The 15,081-nt window shown below is 42.6% G+C and carries 17 protein-coding genes; 4 read left to right on the top strand and 13 right to left on the bottom strand.

The window, feature by feature from the left end:
• Nucleotides 1–70 precede the first annotated feature (70 nt).
• The 8 genes from DTQ70_RS13075 to DTQ70_RS13045 all read right to left on the bottom strand — a co-directional run bounded on the left by DTQ70_RS13075 (nucleotide 71) and on the right by DTQ70_RS13045 (nucleotide 6,333).
• Entirely contained in the window at nucleotides 71–1,015 is a 945-nt protein-coding gene (locus DTQ70_RS13075) for an ABC transporter permease (RefSeq protein WP_122931213.1), read from the bottom strand.
• 122 nt (nucleotides 1,016–1,137) lie between these two features.
• Nucleotides 1,138–2,634 (bottom strand): sugar ABC transporter ATP-binding protein, encoded by a 1,497-nt coding sequence (locus tag DTQ70_RS13070; RefSeq protein WP_122931212.1) that lies wholly within the window; start codon nucleotides 2,632–2,634, stop codon nucleotides 1,138–1,140.
• Nucleotides 2,635–2,779: 145 nt separating this feature from the next.
• Nucleotides 2,780–3,103, bottom strand: coding sequence for a hypothetical protein (locus DTQ70_RS13065; protein WP_122931211.1), 324 nt, complete (start codon nucleotides 3,101–3,103; stop codon nucleotides 2,780–2,782).
• Nucleotides 3,104–3,111: 8 nt separating this feature from the next.
• Nucleotides 3,112–3,840, bottom strand: a complete 729-nt coding sequence (locus tag DTQ70_RS13060) for a hypothetical protein (protein ID WP_122929371.1) — start codon at nucleotides 3,838–3,840, stop codon at nucleotides 3,112–3,114.
• The gene (locus tag DTQ70_RS30695) at nucleotides 3,770–4,324 is read right to left on the bottom strand and encodes a hypothetical protein (RefSeq protein WP_164489881.1); all 555 of its coding nucleotides are present in this window, start codon (nucleotides 4,322–4,324) and stop codon (nucleotides 3,770–3,772) included. Before DTQ70_RS30695 ends, DTQ70_RS13060 begins: the two co-directional genes overlap by 71 nt.
• A 276-nt stretch (nucleotides 4,325–4,600) precedes the next feature.
• On the bottom strand, nucleotides 4,601–5,062 hold the full coding sequence (locus DTQ70_RS13055; RefSeq protein ID WP_122931210.1) for a hypothetical protein: 462 nt from the start codon (nucleotides 5,060–5,062) through the stop codon (nucleotides 4,601–4,603).
• Between the two features lie 59 nt (nucleotides 5,063–5,121).
• Nucleotides 5,122–5,718 carry a YdeI family protein gene (locus DTQ70_RS13050; RefSeq protein WP_122931209.1) on the bottom strand — a complete coding sequence of 199 codons (597 nt, stop codon included), beginning with the start codon at nucleotides 5,716–5,718 and terminating at the stop codon, nucleotides 5,122–5,124.
• Between the two features lie 159 nt (nucleotides 5,719–5,877).
• Nucleotides 5,878–6,333: a lipocalin family protein gene (locus tag DTQ70_RS13045; RefSeq protein WP_122931208.1), complete on the bottom strand. Its 456-nt coding sequence runs from the start codon at nucleotides 6,331–6,333 to the stop codon at nucleotides 5,878–5,880.
• A 244-nt stretch (nucleotides 6,334–6,577) separates the two neighbouring features.
• On the opposite strand from DTQ70_RS13045, the gene DTQ70_RS13040 reads away from it, so the two are divergent.
• Nucleotides 6,578–6,880 carry a nucleotidyltransferase family protein gene (locus DTQ70_RS13040; protein ID WP_122934392.1) on the top strand — a complete coding sequence of 101 codons (303 nt, stop codon included), beginning with the start codon at nucleotides 6,578–6,580 and terminating at the stop codon, nucleotides 6,878–6,880.
• A gap of 28 nt (nucleotides 6,881–6,908) precedes the next feature.
• Entirely contained in the window at nucleotides 6,909–7,310 is a 402-nt protein-coding gene (locus tag DTQ70_RS13035) for a DUF86 domain-containing protein (RefSeq protein WP_164490001.1), read from the top strand.
• A gap of 19 nt (nucleotides 7,311–7,329) precedes the next feature.
• On the opposite strand, the gene DTQ70_RS13030 is transcribed toward DTQ70_RS13035, so the two are convergent.
• Nucleotides 7,330–8,166, bottom strand: coding sequence for a PhzF family phenazine biosynthesis protein (locus DTQ70_RS13030; RefSeq protein ID WP_229600125.1), 837 nt, complete (start codon nucleotides 8,164–8,166; stop codon nucleotides 7,330–7,332).
• A 182-nt stretch (nucleotides 8,167–8,348) separates the two neighbouring features.
• Here DTQ70_RS13030 and DTQ70_RS13025 point away from each other — a divergent pair, with 182 nt between their 5' ends.
• Together DTQ70_RS13025 and DTQ70_RS13020 are read left to right on the top strand one after the other, a co-directional pair.
• Nucleotides 8,349–8,597 carry a hypothetical protein gene (locus DTQ70_RS13025; protein WP_122931206.1) on the top strand — a complete coding sequence of 83 codons (249 nt, stop codon included), beginning with the start codon at nucleotides 8,349–8,351 and terminating at the stop codon, nucleotides 8,595–8,597.
• A gap of 145 nt (nucleotides 8,598–8,742) precedes the next feature.
• A complete protein-coding gene (locus DTQ70_RS13020) occupies nucleotides 8,743–9,819 on the top strand; it encodes a hypothetical protein (RefSeq protein WP_122931205.1) in 1,077 nt (358 codons plus the stop codon).
• A 403-nt stretch (nucleotides 9,820–10,222) separates the two neighbouring features.
• On the opposite strand, the gene DTQ70_RS13015 is transcribed toward DTQ70_RS13020, so the two are convergent.
• From DTQ70_RS13015 to DTQ70_RS12995, 4 genes are all read right to left on the bottom strand, one after another.
• Complete coding sequence (locus DTQ70_RS13015; RefSeq protein WP_122931204.1) at nucleotides 10,223–10,993, bottom strand: HNH endonuclease; 771 nt, start codon at nucleotides 10,991–10,993, stop codon at nucleotides 10,223–10,225.
• Between the two features lie 375 nt (nucleotides 10,994–11,368).
• Nucleotides 11,369–12,523, bottom strand: coding sequence for a Gfo/Idh/MocA family protein (locus tag DTQ70_RS13005; protein ID WP_122931202.1), 1,155 nt, complete (start codon nucleotides 12,521–12,523; stop codon nucleotides 11,369–11,371).
• Between the two features lie 100 nt (nucleotides 12,524–12,623).
• Nucleotides 12,624–13,658, bottom strand: coding sequence for a sugar phosphate isomerase/epimerase (locus DTQ70_RS13000; RefSeq protein ID WP_122931201.1), 1,035 nt, complete (start codon nucleotides 13,656–13,658; stop codon nucleotides 12,624–12,626).
• 168 nt (nucleotides 13,659–13,826) lie between these two features.
• A complete protein-coding gene (locus tag DTQ70_RS12995) occupies nucleotides 13,827–15,047 on the bottom strand; it encodes a class I mannose-6-phosphate isomerase (RefSeq protein ID WP_122931200.1) in 1,221 nt (406 codons plus the stop codon).
• Nucleotides 15,048–15,081: the final 34 nt, after the last annotated feature.

Here is a 15,081-nt window from a genome sequence, read left to right as displayed (position 1 = left end):
AATATCACGAACGGGACGTTCGCGCTATCGGAGGTTCCCAAACTCGAAACACTAAACCATAAACCCAAAACTATTTTTTCTGATTCCAACTATCAAGCACTACTGCGCCAATAATGATTGCTCCCATGACCACTTGTTGGTAATACGACGTGACGTTGAGGAGATCGAGGCCGTTGCTGATGACACCAATCAAGAGTGCGCCGATGAGCGTGCCAGTCATTGTACCCGTTCCGCCCGAGGTACTAGTGCCGCCGATGATTGCCGCTGCGATGGCATCGAGTTCAAAACCTGCCCCTGCGTTGGGCTGTCCTGTGGTGATTCGGGCCGTAAGAAGAATCCCTGCCAAACCTGCCAAGCCGCCACACAAAGTATAAACCGCCATTTTGACTTTGTTGACCCGAATTCCTGAGGCCGTTGCGGCTTGTTCGTTTCCTCCAACAGCATAAATGTATCGTCCCAACACCGTTTTTTTGAGAAGAAGTGTACAAAGGATAAAAAAGACGACCAAAATGAGAATGGGAAAGGGAATACCTAAAACGCTACCACCCCCAATGAAATTGAACGAATCGGAAAGGTTAGAAATAGGACGGCCTTTGCTCAAAATCAAGGCCAAACCGCGCCCAATGGTCATCATTCCTAGCGTCACGATGAAGGGGGGAACTTTGCTTTTGGTAATCACTAACCCATTGAGTGCGCCCATGGCTACGCCCGAAAGCACCCCAACGCCAATCGGTACAATGACGGGGTAGGTATCAGGATGCGCCAGTGAAGCTGCCACGACGCCCGTTACGGCGACGATCGAACCCAACGAAAGGTCGATACCACCCGTAATGATAACAAAGGTGACCCCAAAGGCCAAAAGCGCGTTGATGGATACTTGGGTTATGATGATAGTCCAGTTGGAGACAGTCATAAACTGCGGATTGATGACTGCTAATCCCAAGCAAATCACCACAAAAGCCCCAAATATGCCGTATTGGCCTAAGTTTTTTGAACGAGTTAAAATTGTATTCATTTTTTTGTTTCGGGTTTTCTGTTTCCTGTTTGGGGTTTGGGGTTTTATGTTTTTTATGCCGACGTAGAAGGTATCAATGCCCCTTGCCCCTTGCTTCTTGCCCCTTGCCTTTTCCCCTTCGCCTATTGCATTGCAAATTTCATAATCATGTCCTGTGTGGCTTCGGTATTGGAGAGCAGGGCGGTTTGTTTACCTTTCGAGAGCACCAGTATTCGGTGGCTAAGTCCAAGAATTTCGGGTAATTCCGACGAAATCATCACGACGGCAATACCTTGCGCCGTTAGGTCGTTGATGAGTTTATAAATTTCAAACTTCGCCCCAATGTCGATGCCGCGCGTTGGTTCGTCAAGAATGACTACGTTGGGAGCAGCCTGAAGTACCTTGGCGATGACGACTTTTTGTTGGTTTCCGCCGCTGAGGTGGCTTACTTTTTGGGCAGCACCCGTGGCTTTGATACGCAAGTTTTGCATCATGCGCGAAGCAACTGTTGCTTCGCTGTCGGTCATCACCCAGCCTGCTTTGGCATGTTGCGGGAGACTCGAAAGCGTAATATTGTCTTGGATGGTCATGGCAGGAATAAAGCCTAATCCTTTGCGGTCTTCGCTGACGTAGCCAATGCCCAAGGCAATGGCCTTGGCGGGTGAGTGGATATGAACGGCGCGTCCGTTGAGGTAAATTTCACCACTATCGTAACGGTCTAATCCAAAAATGGCCCGTGCCACCTCCGTCCGCCCCGCACCCATCAAGCCTGCCAAGCCCAAAACTTCGCCTTTGCGTACCTCAAACGTGATGTCAGCAAATACCCCTTGACGTGTGAGTTGTTTGACCGACAGCACTACTTCGCCCTTGGAAGGAACGATTTCGGGAAAAAGGTTGGTGATTTCGCGCCCCACCATCATTGAAATCAAGGTAGGTTGGTCGAGTTCGGAAGCGGGTTTTGTTCCGATGTATTGCCCATCGCGCAAGACAGTAATGGTGTCCGAAATCTGAAAAATCTCGTCCATTTTGTGTGAGATGTACAGGATTCCGACGCCTTGCTGTTTTAAGTCTTTGATGATTTTGAACAGGGTTGCCACTTCTTTGTCCGAAATGGCCGAAGTCGGCTCGTCCATGATGATGACCTTGGCGTTGTTGGAAATGGCCTTGGCAATTTCGACCATTTGCATTTCGGCCACGCTCAGGTGCTTGAGCAGAGTAGTGGGGGCAATATCCACGCCCATTTGTTGTAAAATGGCTTCGGCTTGGGCGTTGGTGTGGGTGTCGTCGAGCCAAAAGGGAAGCCAATTGGTTTTTTCACGTCCCAAAAAAATGTTTTGGGCAACGGTCAATTCGGGAACGACGAGCATTTCTTGGTGAATCATCGAAATACCGCGTTTGAGCGTTTCGTTGACGTCGGCGTTTTTGAGCATTTCACCTTCCAACCAAATTTCGCCCGAATCGGGAGAAAGCAATCCCATCAATAGTTTCATGAAGGTGGACTTCCCCGCTCCATTTTCGCCCATGACGGCATGGACTTCCCCTTTTTTGAGGTCGAGCTGGACTTGGTCGAGGGCTTTCACGCCCACAAACGACTTAGAGAGGTTGCGTACTTGGAGTAATTGGTCAGGTTGGCGGGTCATTAGGAGGAAAGCCCTTTGGTGGAAAACAGTGTACTAAGTCAAAAAAGGGCTTCCTTTACTCGTTTTTGGGGTGAAAAGTGGGATTGGTTGGCAAAGTGAACGCATTACGGATACTCAAACAACAGTACTACTTGCGTGCAGAAAGTTAGTTTCTGTATTTCTCTTTTTTGCGAAACACAAATCCCGCTCGGCTAAAGGTGCTCTCTGGGACGGTATTTTGTGGGAACGCATTGACGTACTCAAAGCCAAGGCTAGCCATTGTATTCAACAAATCGGTTTGGTTGCTGATTTTTAAGTGATTTTTGCTCTCTAACAGGTCTTCTAATGTTTGCAGAGATGTCCCAAACTTTGAGTTTTTCGCCTGAATGGCGATTCGGATGCTGCTATTTAAAATGGAAGTGACATTGTCGCAATTGACGATAATATATTCTGGAAGCTTGTTGTACGCTTTAAAGTTAGGTACGCTCAAACAGACATTTAGTTTGATTGGTTTTTTTGTTTTGAAAATACGGTCATATTTTTGATTCTATCATCAGTAAGACAGTTATCGGCAATATTTTTGATAATTTGAGTGGAGTTCGAGATTTGCCACTTCAAGGTATCTGGCTTGAATTTAAGTTGGACAAATTGGTGAGCAAATTCTTTTCCTACCCTAATCGTTTGTCCGAAATGCGTAATTTGTCCTACTGATGATACTTTTCGAGTGTAGATTTTTTTTGCAATAAATTCATGAACTCTCTTTGAATCAAAGTCTTTACTTGAAAATACGCGTTGTTTAGTAATTAACTCAGGGAAAGCCATCGCCCTGGTTTTTCCCTCCAGCCGAGTTACTGGATACAGCTGTCGTTGAATATGAATTTGGGCATCTAGCTTGGCTTGTAATTCTTGTAAACAACGGCAAGCTTGCACTTCTGCCCAGCGTTGAGTGGTATCTTGCATTTTCTCAACGCGATTATTCATCTGTGGACAATAAGGTTTATTCCAAGTCAAATCAATATCGTGAGCGATAAGCCACAGCGCTAAAGGCGGAGTAGGTGCCCCAGCAGGACTTCCGAATGGCTCGCCATTATCTACTCTAAAACAACCTGCTTTTCCCCATTTGTTGAAAACCTCAATAAGTTTTTGCCGTATTTGGTCAATGGGCACTTGATTGATTCGGGCATAGGGGGAAAACGGGTGCTTCCAGACAAGCTCCACTTTTTTCATCCACAATGGTCAAATAACAAGCTGATTGACCATTTTCTAAGCTTAATCGTTCTTTGGCATCTACCTGCCAGATGTTATGAACCTGTGTTGATTGCCCAATTTTGGGTTCTAATTTTTGGGAACGTGGTTTGCTCATATGAGCTGACAAAAACCAACGTTGAATCGTGCGTACATGAACCACCTGAGAGCAACCATAGCGATTGACCAGGTGCATATGAATCAAGGGGCTTCCCCAATTTGGATGTAAACGTTTTAGCCAAAGAGCTCCTCGATAAATCACATCGGATCTACTGGGCGGCTTTTTGCCACAGTTCTCATATGCTGTTCGTAAATTTGATTGGGGAGTTTTTTGGTGTTTATGCCATAAGTTTCGCAGGGTAGCATAGGGAACACCTAAGTGTTCACTAATATATTTTAGTGTTTTACCTGAGGCTTTTAACTCCAGTAATGACTGCCGTATCGCTGTATTGGTCGCTTGTCCCATCGGTTGTTGCTTGTATGAGCGTATATCAAAAAACAAAAGTACTTAACTTCTTGCCGCTATAAATACTTAACTTTAAGACGTACAGCAAGCTCTTGTACTTTAACAGTTTTGCCGTTGGAACTTAACGTCTGTGCATAGGAATTAGCCAGAAAGAGTAGTGCACAGAGTGTTGTGGTTAGATTCTTTTTTTTCATGGGCTATGTTGATTGATGGGTGGAAATGTATTTAGGCTGTTTGCCAATTTACACGATTTGGCTGTTTACTAAAATATGAATCTTAATTGTCCTCCATGATAATTTTTTTTGTTTTGGTTAACATTCCATTTTTAACGCCAACAATATGGCTGATTTGTACTTTATTCTTAAATAATAGTGCTTGAGGGAATATGTCAGATTTCTTTTTGAGTTTATACTGAAGGAGTGTGTTGGTAAACGTAGGATACTTCTCAACCACCTCTCCCATGTATTTGTAAATAGTTTCTCTGTCTTTATCCATTATCAGAACAATATCACAGTTGTTTTTACAGTCAGACAAAACATCTAAGTTTTTAATAAGGTACTCTGAGTACCCGCAACCAACACCTCCGTAGATAATGAGGGTGTAAGGCTTATTTAATTTTTCTATTTCGTAATTGCTTGATATCAAAGAGGTTTTGTCGAGATTTGGGAATGGGTTTTGGCTGAAAGCCTTAATCCCGATGGTTAAAACTATTAAAGTCATGAGAAGGATATTTTTCATGGCTATCGAGTTTTATTTTGTTCAAATCGTCAAACAAAGAATATTTTAAACTTGCCTTATTAGTCGTTTTTTCTTCCACGAAATTGTTTAGGTTTTAGAGATTGTTCAGCAAGCTCAACAATTTCGATGATTCTTTTTTCTCGTGTTTCTTGGCGTTTGGCAAGAGTTAACCATTGTAAAATATTTCGTTTGTCTGATTTATTTAAACCCACAAAATAATCTTTTGCCTTTGGTCTTTTTTTGAATTCATCCTCCAAGTCTTTTGGTATTATTAATGCCTCTGCTTCGTCCAAAAGAGTCCAAGCACCGTTTTGTTTTGCTTTTTCAATGATCTCAAAACCTGCTTTGGTCATAAGACCTTCGTGTATGAGCCGTTCAATTTTTTCTTTATTCACTTTTGACCAAACACTATTTACTTTTCGTTTGCAAAAGAACTGCACAAACTTTTCTTCGTCCAGTGGTTTTATTTTACTGTCAATCCAGCCAAAGCAAAGCGCTTCATCGACGGCTTCACTGTAAATTACGGTAGGTATATTCGTTTTTCTTTTATAATACACAACCCAAATAGACTGCTTTTTGTCATGGTTTTCTTGTAACCATTCGCGCCATTCTTGACGGTTCCTTGGGTAAAATGTTTCGATAGACTCTTGTGACATAAGCAGCGTTTGGTAGTTTTCCGAATTAGGATTCTGCTTGAAAGAATTTAATCTAAAACAGCTCAACTCATTAGAATGTTTGAACTACCATAGTACTTCTAATACTTTTCTAATCGCAAACAGGGCTGTGGAAGGCAATTGATGAAGAAAAGGAACGATTTACGGATGCTCAAACAACAGCCGATAAACAAAACCGCCGTCGCTGAATTGGAGTTGAAGCATGTGTTCGGACAACTCGGTGACTTTGTATTCGTATAAACCTAGGCCAGTATCGCCCGTTTTGATGTTGATTTTGAGGGTGTTACCGTCCTCGCTCAGCGACCAGATACCCGTATGAATGACTTGTGGGTCGTTGGGGTCGCACTTGGTCGTACCTGCGTTGTACTCGTACTGTTTTTTAGCCGTAAAAACGTAAATGTCGTCTTTGAGGCAATTGGGCATGGCCGAAAGCCTATCTTCATAGCGACTACCTAGTTGGACGGTGTAACCTGTGACGTACCACGGTTTGTCACTCAAAAAACGCTCTTTGGGTGGTAAACTGGGTTCTTTGGTGCACGAAATCAAGGAAGCAATGAATAGAATGCCAAAAGCGATGGATTTGAGGGGCGTGTTCATGGGAGTTTTGTTGTTTTTTGTTCAAAACAACGACACGCTCTTTTCCCTTTCAAGCCTCAATAGACGAACAGCAATTTTCTTCGACAGACAACGGATTTTGGCCCCACTTTGTTAGGGGATTGTAGGTTATTAAAGCTTTGGGCACAACTTTTTGGAGCTACGCTAACATGACTATTATTTTTAGGTCGTGGGATTTTGTGTAGCTTTGTTAACTGCAATAATCCATCAAAATAAAATTGGAGAAATGAAAAAGGTCGCGAAATACCAACTGACATTATTGGAACTGGAGAACATCCTGCGGCATCACAGGATATTTGAAACCTTTGGAATCACTCAGTTAGGGGTATTTGGGTCGTTTGCCAGAGGAGAGGAATATGGTGATATAGATTTTTTATTGGAGGAAGAACTCGATTATGAGACCCGTAAACGTTTAAAAACGCGTTTAGCTAGACTTTTAAAATCTAAAATTGATATTGTGCCTGCTAAGTTTGCTGATCCAATCATTTTGTACCGAGCCCAAAAAGAACTTAAGTATGTCTATAAATAGGAGTCGTGACTTATTGCCTTTACTGGTTATGTTAGAATCTGTTGAAAAGATTTTATTGTATGCTAAAGGTTTCCAAACGGCTAAAGATTTTCTTTGGGCCGATGACCAGTTAAGGTTTAATGCCAGTTTATTATTATTGTCGAATATTGGAGAAAATTCAGGCAAAATTTCAGAAATAACTCGTTCTACATACCCCGCTTTTCCATGGAAACAAGTGCGTGGTTTGAGAAATCGCATTGCTCACGATTATACTGGTATTGATTACGAAATGGTATTCGAAATTGTAAATCAGCAAATACCACGACTTAAAGTTGCAATTGAAGAAATTATAAAAGATGGACTAGCTACTAAGTCTTTTGATAAAAGTGATTGTAAGGTGGCACAAGAAAGTGTTTTTTACAGGCATATTGATTTTGAGCGGCTTGTGTAAATTAGGGTCGTTACATTCACTATTCCACCCAGAAACTTCCGACCGAATAGGTTTTGGCTTGGCCGCTAATGAGTACGCGTTCTCCTTGGTCTTCGCAGTATAATTTTCCCAAACGCTCTGACACTTGTTGGGCGTAGAGCGACGTTTTTGATAGCCGTTTTGCCCAAAAAGGAATCAGTGAACAGTGCGCAGAACCCGTCACGGGGTCTTCTAAAATGGAGGCTTGGGGGGTAAAAAAACGGGAAACAAAGTCGTAAGTATCGCCTACGGCAGTGACGATGACGCCACCTGGGTCGAGGTTGATTTGGTCAAAGAACTGCCTGTCGATGGTGATGCTTCTGATTTGGGCTTCATTTTCGTACACCAATACGTAGTCTCTGGCTTTGTAAATTTCTTGGGGTTGGAGATTCAACGCTGCCGAAATTACCGATGGCAAAGTGGCGGCTATGGGCATTCTGGAGGGGAAGTCTAGTTGGTATAATTCCTGCTGCACCGATACGCGTAACTCTCCGCTCAGGGTTTCAAAAATAAGCGTGTCATTGGGGTAGTTCAGAATAGTTTTTAGGCAATGCGCCGTAGCCAAGGTAGCGTGACCACACAAGTCCATTTCAATTTCGGGCGTAAACCATCGCAAATGAATTTTTTCGCCTTTGTCCACAAAAAAAGCGGTTTCGGCCACGGCATTTTCTTTCGCAATTTTGAGCAAAAGTTCGTCGGGTAGCCACGATTCAAGCGGCACTACGCAGGCGGGGTTTCCTCCAAAAAGGGTGTCGGTAAAAGCATCGACTTGATAAAGAGGCAATTGCATGGGGGCGTTGGTTAGGGTGGAAGGGTTGTTATTTCTACCTTTTGTCATGCCGTAGGCATCTAAAACCTTTGGCTTTTACGTGAGAGTCGTTATTCGCAAGATGGATGCGAGCGACTGCGTAGATACTGCGAACCTGAGTTTGAAGATATGGAGAAAATTTGTAATAACTAGTTTTTTTATATCTTTGGTTATTGTATCAACTGGACAGGGTAAAAAATATAAATTAAGCCATGACTGAGTTTAGAATAAGTGTAAAAAATGAGAAAACTGCCTCGGCTTTGCGTAAATTACTGAACGAGATGGATAATTTGGAGGTGGAGGAAATTGAGAATGAAAGGGTTGTAAAAGGGGAGGGCGATTTGCACGTTTTCTCCAATTTATGTGGTGCGTGGGATGATGAGACTCCAAGACTATCGGCTGATGAAATTCGTAAAACTGCATGGCAAAGAAAAATAACTCCAAGCACTTCGATTATATAGAATAGATAAAGCTGTATAAATTTGTAAAATAATAAATTAAAAATACAAAGTTTTTGATACTCGCTGTGTTAAAAAATCTCTTTAACGAAACGACACAGTTATCTTTTCTCAGGTTTTTTCCAAAGGTACAAATAAAAATTTATTAATGAATACAGACTACATCCTATTAATAGCAGGAATTTTACTAACTATATTGGGTGCTGTAATTGGTTTTGTTGAAAAGCTTTTTTCAGATGTTGCCAATAAAAAAATTGGTAAATATTTTGCATTCATAGCTTCTATCTTGGTTGTTCTCGGTGCTGTAATCTCTTTTTTGTCAGGTAAAAAATCATTAGATGATAAAATTATAAGTGAGGCAAAAGAAGAAAAAGAAAAACGAATGAAAGATTCACTTCAAAATGAGTTGCTTAAACTTTCACGAATTCAACTTGATACTGCGCTCTCAATTTTATCATTAAACAGACAACTTAACAACGCTCAATTTGAATTAAATAGAACTCAAAAGTTAATAATTGATATTCAAAATAATTCTTTTGAGCAGTTATCTGGCGGTAATAATAAGCCATATCTAAGTTTTGGTTATGGAATTCACATTGGAATTGATAAAAATGTCTATTTCCCTATGATGTATATTAGGAATCTAGGTAACACGTATCTTAAAAATGTAGAAGTATGGATTGAAAACCCATTAAGAGTAGCGAATTTTAAAAATGATGAAAATGTAAAAGAGTTTGATTTTTATCTCTTCAGCAAAAGAAATAATGATACTAACTATGTATATAAAAACCTTCATACATTGTCGCCAAAATCTAATATACCCGTATATGAGTCTAAGTTTCCTTATCACAATCTTTTGATAAATTTCAGCGCTCATGTACTTTGGAGTAATGGTGCTTATTCCGTTAATACTAGCCAAAGGTATTACAAAGACACCTTGTTTATAAAAAATGTAGACTTTGTAATGAACGGAAAAATAGTAGAAGACCAGTATGCTTTTACAGGTCTTAAAACTAATAATATAACCAGAGAATACAAAAAATGTAAGTCAATTATTTATAAAGGGATAATATACGATGTTTATTGGCATGAAAAAAATCATTCTGTGCTGATTAAAAGACCCAAAAAAATACATTCAGTTACTCCTTACGGAATACGAGGTAATACAAGAGATTCTGCCCCAAATGTAGCCATGTTAAAACTTATTGAAGTTTTTGGAGAATAGTTTGAGTTACTATTTTAATTGATTTACTAAAGTACTTTCACTTTTATCACTTTGAACCGTTTTAATGGTTAAGTTGATAGATTTTTTTAGATTTTTTGGAGAATAAAATTTAAAATATGTGACAACTGGGCTTGAAACCCTAACACATCCGCAATTGCGTTCTTTCAATGTAGCGAACCTGACAACTGTGAGCTCATACAGGATGAGTAATTTTCTCTTCTACTTTGTCATCATGACTCAGTTGGTTTGAGTTCTAAAGGGAGGAATAGGCTTAAAAAGAGCTGTTATACACAGCTTTGGGGAAAGTGTTATAAAGGCTCTTTTTATTGAACATAGAAATTGCTCAAAGATATTGATTAACGGGCGTAATTCTTTCTTGAATTTTGCTTCTAACCCTCAATCGCTATATTTTAAATCGTTCTTCGTTATGATATTTTAAAAACTCAACGTCAGGTAAAAAACGTAAAGGAAGAATAATGGGTTGATTGTCAAATTTACCAAAGAAATCAAGAGTATGCTGATCTTTGTTTTTCAGGATTAATGGCGAAACTTTTACTTTATAATCTGGGGTAATTGTAATATATCCAGCCTCAAAAGCCTTGTCATGTAAAGCGTTTATTGCTATTCCGTTTCTTGGATTTAGCCTGTTCTTTTCATCAATCCCCCATGGGCGAATGTGTCCTGCTATTAAAAATTCAGGCGTATTAATTCCTGTAATACAGCAAGTATTATTGTACGCTGCTAGTATTGACCTTCTAAAAAATGATTGGTTAACTCTTACCTTTACTACTTGCTCCCTTGTCTTTCCTTCTTTTAGTAGAGCATCTTCAGGAATCTGGTATAATTGCTCAACAGTTGTATGTTCAAATTGTGCTAACAATTTTTCGCTCTCATAGGGGAGTACATCCCAATTGTTGAAAAATTCATTCCAAATTTCATTATCTGCTTTACTTGCATTAGAAGCACCTTTTATACCTCTTGCTTTTAGACTTGGGTCTAAACTGGCAAAGTTTACTAATTTATATGCTACTGAACTTGGCGTTCTATCTATCAGCGTGGCAAGATTTATTACTTCTGGATTAGAACGATGTAAACGGCCAAAGGGTAATTTGCAATACAAATTAATTGCCAATATTAATTCATCTCGTGTCCATAGTCTTTGCCCTTGTTTCATAATAAAGCTCCATTATCAAACTCTTCATCATATTGCATTTCAAACTCATGCACACATTTTGTATTCTTACATTTATGGATTTGAGTTTGATAGTTTATTTGGGATAGTTCTAAAATTATCTCTGACCTTGAACCACAATTTGGGCAAGTTACTGGCTGGTCAGAATAGATAAAAATTTCAGAGAAGGATTTCATTAGGAAGCAGTATTGGTCAGATTAGAGATTGCTTGAAAATCCTAAATGTAGAAAATTATTCAGAAGAATTAAAAAAATAGGGTTCTTTGACCGTAGAACCAATGATAAAAGCCCATGAGTACAAAACTCAAATTTTTATTTAACCTTTCCAAGGTTCAACACCTTGGAAAGGTTAGAATGATTACCCAATCGTCTCAGCACCCGTATCTTTCCAGCTACGAGAGTTGGCCGATTCAATGACCGCTTCGCATACCTTTTGGGTTTGGAGCGCGTCTCTGAACGTTGGGCCGCAAGGTGAGCCGTCTTCGAGGCTTTTCAAGAAATCGGCTACTTGGTGGATAAAGCTGTGCTCGTATCCGATACCGCAGCCAGGAATCCACCAACGGTTCATGTACGGTTGGTCGCCGTCGGTGACGTGGATGGAGCGCCAGCCGCGTACGATAGATTCGTCCTTGTGGTCGAAGTATTCGAGGCGGTTCAAATCGTGCAAATCCCAACGAATCGAAGCGTGCTCGCCGTTGATTTCAAACGTATAAAGGGCTTTGTGGCCGCGTGCATAGCGCGTTGACTCAAACAAGCCCAACGAACCATTGGCAAAATGGCAGTGGAAAAGACATGCGTCGTCGATGCCCACAGGCTCTACTTTACCCGTAAGCTGGTGCATACGCTCTTTCACAAAAGTTTCGGTCATGGCCGATACGTCGGTGATAGCACCGTTGATCCACATTGCGGTGTCGATACAGTGAGCCAACAAGTCACCCGTTACGCCCGAGCCCGCCGAGGAGACGTCCATGCGCCACAACCCCGTTCCTCCTTGCGGTAGGTCGGCGTTGATGGTCCAGTCTTGTAGGAAGTTGGCACGGTAGTGAAAAATCTTGCCCAATTTCCCCGAATCCACGATTTGTTTGGCCAACGTCACCGCAGGAATCCGACGGTAGTTGTACCAAACGGTGGTTTTTACCCCCGCTTTTTCGGCCGCTTCTACCATGGTTTCGCCTTCGGCCAAGGTGCGCGCAAGTGGTTTTTCGCAAAGAATCATTTTACCCGCTGCCGCCGCTGCCAACGCGATTTCGGCGTGGCTGTCGTTGGGCGTACAAATGTCAATTGCGTCGATGTCGTCGCGGTTCACCAATACTTTCCAGTCGGTTTCGTACGACTCAAAGCCCCACTGCTCGGCAAATGCCTGTACATTTTGGGGGTTACGTGAGCACACCGCTTTCAAAACGGGGCGGTATTCCAATTCTGGGAAGAAATTGGCAATTCGATTATATCCGTTGGCGTGGGTACGGCCCATCAAACCCGTCCCAACTAATCCGATTCTGATTTCTTTTTTCATATAGTCAAGCCCCCTGGCCCCCAATGGGGGAACAACAAGGCAGTTTTTATGTTTTTTACAAGTAGAATTAAAGGACTAAAACTAGTCCCCCCATTGGGGGTTAGGGGGCCACCCATCCGTGTGCTTTGCGCACCTTAATCATGGCCGCGAGGATGTCGTTCCACGTTTGTTGGTTGTTCATGACCGCGTTCGGGAACATACAGCCATCCCAGCAAATGTGCTTGAATGCTTTGGTCAACTCGCCGCTTTCGTTGCGAAGCCAAAGCCCTGCGTCGTTGGTGATGTCGAGTTTACCGTTCGGGTCGGTAGCTTGGCAGTGGCGACCCGTTTTGTCGTGCGAGCCTGAACCAAACACGGTGCCGTCGTTTTGGGCAACGTGGAAGTCGATGGTCCACGGACGCAATGCGGCGGTCAATTTGCGCAAACCTTCGAGGAACGTTTCGCGGTCGCCCCATTGGAAATCTTCGGGCAATACGCGGTGTTCTGGCGCATTGTAACCCAACAAATACAAGGTCGTGTGCGACATATCGGCTTGGAAACCAATGTTTTTGCGGTCAACAGCCTCTAGCGTATCGAGCATGTATTTCCACGAGTGCATTCCGCCCCAGCAGATTTCTCCTTCGGCGGCTAGGCTTTCACCAAAATCTGCGGCTACGTCGCAGGCTTCGCGGAAGGTTTGGGCGATGAGCTTGGTGTTGCCCGCAGGGTCGTTGGCCCAATCGTGCGGACTACTTGCCGAGTCGATACGAACAATGCCGTTTGGACGAAGGCCCCACTCGCGGAGTTTTTGACCGATGTGGCAAGACTTACGCACCATTTCAACAAATTCGGCACGTTGTTCTTTGGTACCCATCGCGGGGCCACCCCAGATAGGTGCCACCAAGCTACCTACTTCGAGGCCGTGCTTGGCTACTTTGTCGGCGAGGCGCTTGATGCCGTCGTCCGATATATCAAGGTCGTAGTGAGGGTCAAAAAGACCAACGTCCACGCCGTCAAATTTTACGCCGTCCACTTCTGCTGCCGCAGTCATTTCGAGCATGGTATCAAATGCAATTGCAGGCTCTGAATCAGGGCCTTTACCCACAATCCCAGGCCAAGTGGCGTTGTGGAGTTTTGGAAAATTGTTTTCTGCCATTGTCTAAAAGGTTTGTTTATGAATGTTCAGTTTTATGTGAGTGTCTGTTAGCCGTTATCAGTTAATTGTTATCTGTTAATGGTGTTGAGTATCAGCAATGTAAGAATAGCAATAATCCAGTTTCCAGTTAACGGATAACAGTTTCCAATTAACAGATAACTAACACAACTACTTCACTACGACCAAATCAGGGTTATTAGGCCCGAAGTGCTTCAACATCACGATAGGGTCTGTTGACGAATAGTTGGTAATGGTAACACCTGCTTTCGCTGCGTTTTCAGTGACAAAAAACTCATCGTTGGTCAATTGTCCGTAACGAATCAAGGCAGGCGTTTCGATGTTCCACACGCCCATTTTGCCGTGTCCTTGCATCATGATTAAGCCGTACGCCGCGTTGTCGGTAATGGTAACGGTAGCGCCTGGCAAGACGGTGAGTTCTTTGGCACTGTATGCCTCAGAACGATAACAAATCCAGTTTTCTACGTATCCTTGGGCTTGCATTTCTTCCAACGGATGTACGGGCCTAGGCATCATAAAGTGATTGGCGGCAAAATTGGGGTCAACATTGGCCTCCCAGTCAATCACCGAAACCAACTCGTCATAGTCACCCATTTTGTCTTGTGGTGTGCCATTCCAAAGCAACTCTTCTGGTACAATTGCTTCATTCACAAGGCTTTGGTACATAGCAAAAATATCGGAAGCTTTTTGTGGCTCGTAGGTGCACAAGCTACCTGGCGCGTGCAAAATTCCTGGAGGAACGTCCCAGCCTGTACCCGGTTCTAATTTATAAGCCGACGAGAAATTAGTGATTTTGTTGTCACCTTTATTGAAGTCCATCAAGCATTGCTTGATTTGTTCTTTGGTAGTACCTGGCGTAATTCCGAAGAAAGTATAGGGGAAATCACCACCGTGGTTGTTGAGTTGGGGAGGGAAATAATAGGCTTCGGGTTTTCCGTTTTGCCCTACCAAAGCTGCCTTTTCGTCGTTGTGGTGGATATGGTGCGGCAGTGGCCCCATGTTGTCAAAGAATTTTGAATACATTGGCCAGCTTTGGTATTCGTCCCAAAGACGGTCGCCAACGATTTCGCCCTTTAATTCTTCAATGACGTCTTTCAACAACACTTGTTCGGTTTGTCCATTTTCTTCAAAAACTACTTTGCTCAAACCTTCGTGTTCGCCCGTAAGTGGACCATTTTTGGCAGGAGTGGTAGAAGAAAGCCAACGCTCGTCGATACCACCACGAACACCACCTAGTACATAATAATCGTCAGGGTGAAGTTTGATACGACGACCAGGAACGCAAAACGAGCGCGGAACCCACGTAGGGGCAAGCCGTAAAATACCTTGTCCTTGCTCTAATGCTTTTGCTGCTATACTTGAATTTGCCATTTTTTCAGGGGGTGCAATTGCACTTGTTAAGAGT

It is taken from the genome of Runella sp. SP2, from assembly GCF_003711225.1.
Taxonomy (GTDB): Bacteria; Bacteroidota; Bacteroidia; order Cytophagales; family Spirosomataceae; genus Runella.
This window is presented reverse-complemented; position numbering and strand designations above follow the sequence as displayed.

What these genes read in the sequence shown, in the direction of transcription:
- DTQ70_RS13050 (WP_122931209.1), bottom strand. Translation starts at nt 5,718, where the DNA reads ATGTCACAAGAGTCTATCGAAACATTTTACCCAAGGAACCGTCAAGAA.
- DTQ70_RS13035 (WP_164490001.1), top strand. Translation starts at nt 6,909, where the DNA reads ATGTTAGAATCTGTTGAAAAGATTTTATTGTATGCTAAAGGTTTCCAA.
- DTQ70_RS13020 (WP_122931205.1), top strand. Translation starts at nt 8,743, where the DNA reads ATGAATACAGACTACATCCTATTAATAGCAGGAATTTTACTAACTATA.
- DTQ70_RS13075 (WP_122931213.1), bottom strand. Translation starts at nt 1,015, where the DNA reads ATGAATACAATTTTAACTCGTTCAAAAAACTTAGGCCAATACGGCATA.
- DTQ70_RS13030 (WP_229600125.1), bottom strand. Translation starts at nt 8,166, where the DNA reads ATGACAAAAGGTAGAAATAACAACCCTTCCACCCTAACCAACGCCCCC.
- DTQ70_RS13005 (WP_122931202.1), bottom strand. Translation starts at nt 12,523, where the DNA reads ATGAAAAAAGAAATCAGAATCGGATTAGTTGGGACGGGTTTGATGGGC.
- DTQ70_RS30695 (WP_164489881.1), bottom strand. Translation starts at nt 4,324, where the DNA reads ATGGGACAAGCGACCAATACAGCGATACGGCAGTCATTACTGGAGTTA.
- DTQ70_RS13060 (WP_122929371.1), bottom strand. Translation starts at nt 3,840, where the DNA reads ATGAAAAAAGTGGAGCTTGTCTGGAAGCACCCGTTTTCCCCCTATGCC.
- DTQ70_RS13000 (WP_122931201.1), bottom strand. Translation starts at nt 13,658, where the DNA reads ATGGCAGAAAACAATTTTCCAAAACTCCACAACGCCACTTGGCCTGGG.
- DTQ70_RS13045 (WP_122931208.1), bottom strand. Translation starts at nt 6,333, where the DNA reads ATGAACACGCCCCTCAAATCCATCGCTTTTGGCATTCTATTCATTGCT.
- DTQ70_RS13015 (WP_122931204.1), bottom strand. Translation starts at nt 10,993, where the DNA reads ATGAAACAAGGGCAAAGACTATGGACACGAGATGAATTAATATTGGCA.
- DTQ70_RS13070 (WP_122931212.1), bottom strand. Translation starts at nt 2,634, where the DNA reads ATGACCCGCCAACCTGACCAATTACTCCAAGTACGCAACCTCTCTAAG.
- DTQ70_RS12995 (WP_122931200.1), bottom strand. Translation starts at nt 15,047, where the DNA reads ATGGCAAATTCAAGTATAGCAGCAAAAGCATTAGAGCAAGGACAAGGT.
- DTQ70_RS13040 (WP_122934392.1), top strand. Translation starts at nt 6,578, where the DNA reads ATGAAAAAGGTCGCGAAATACCAACTGACATTATTGGAACTGGAGAAC.
- DTQ70_RS13025 (WP_122931206.1), top strand. Translation starts at nt 8,349, where the DNA reads ATGACTGAGTTTAGAATAAGTGTAAAAAATGAGAAAACTGCCTCGGCT.
- DTQ70_RS13055 (WP_122931210.1), bottom strand. Translation starts at nt 5,062, where the DNA reads ATGAAAAATATCCTTCTCATGACTTTAATAGTTTTAACCATCGGGATT.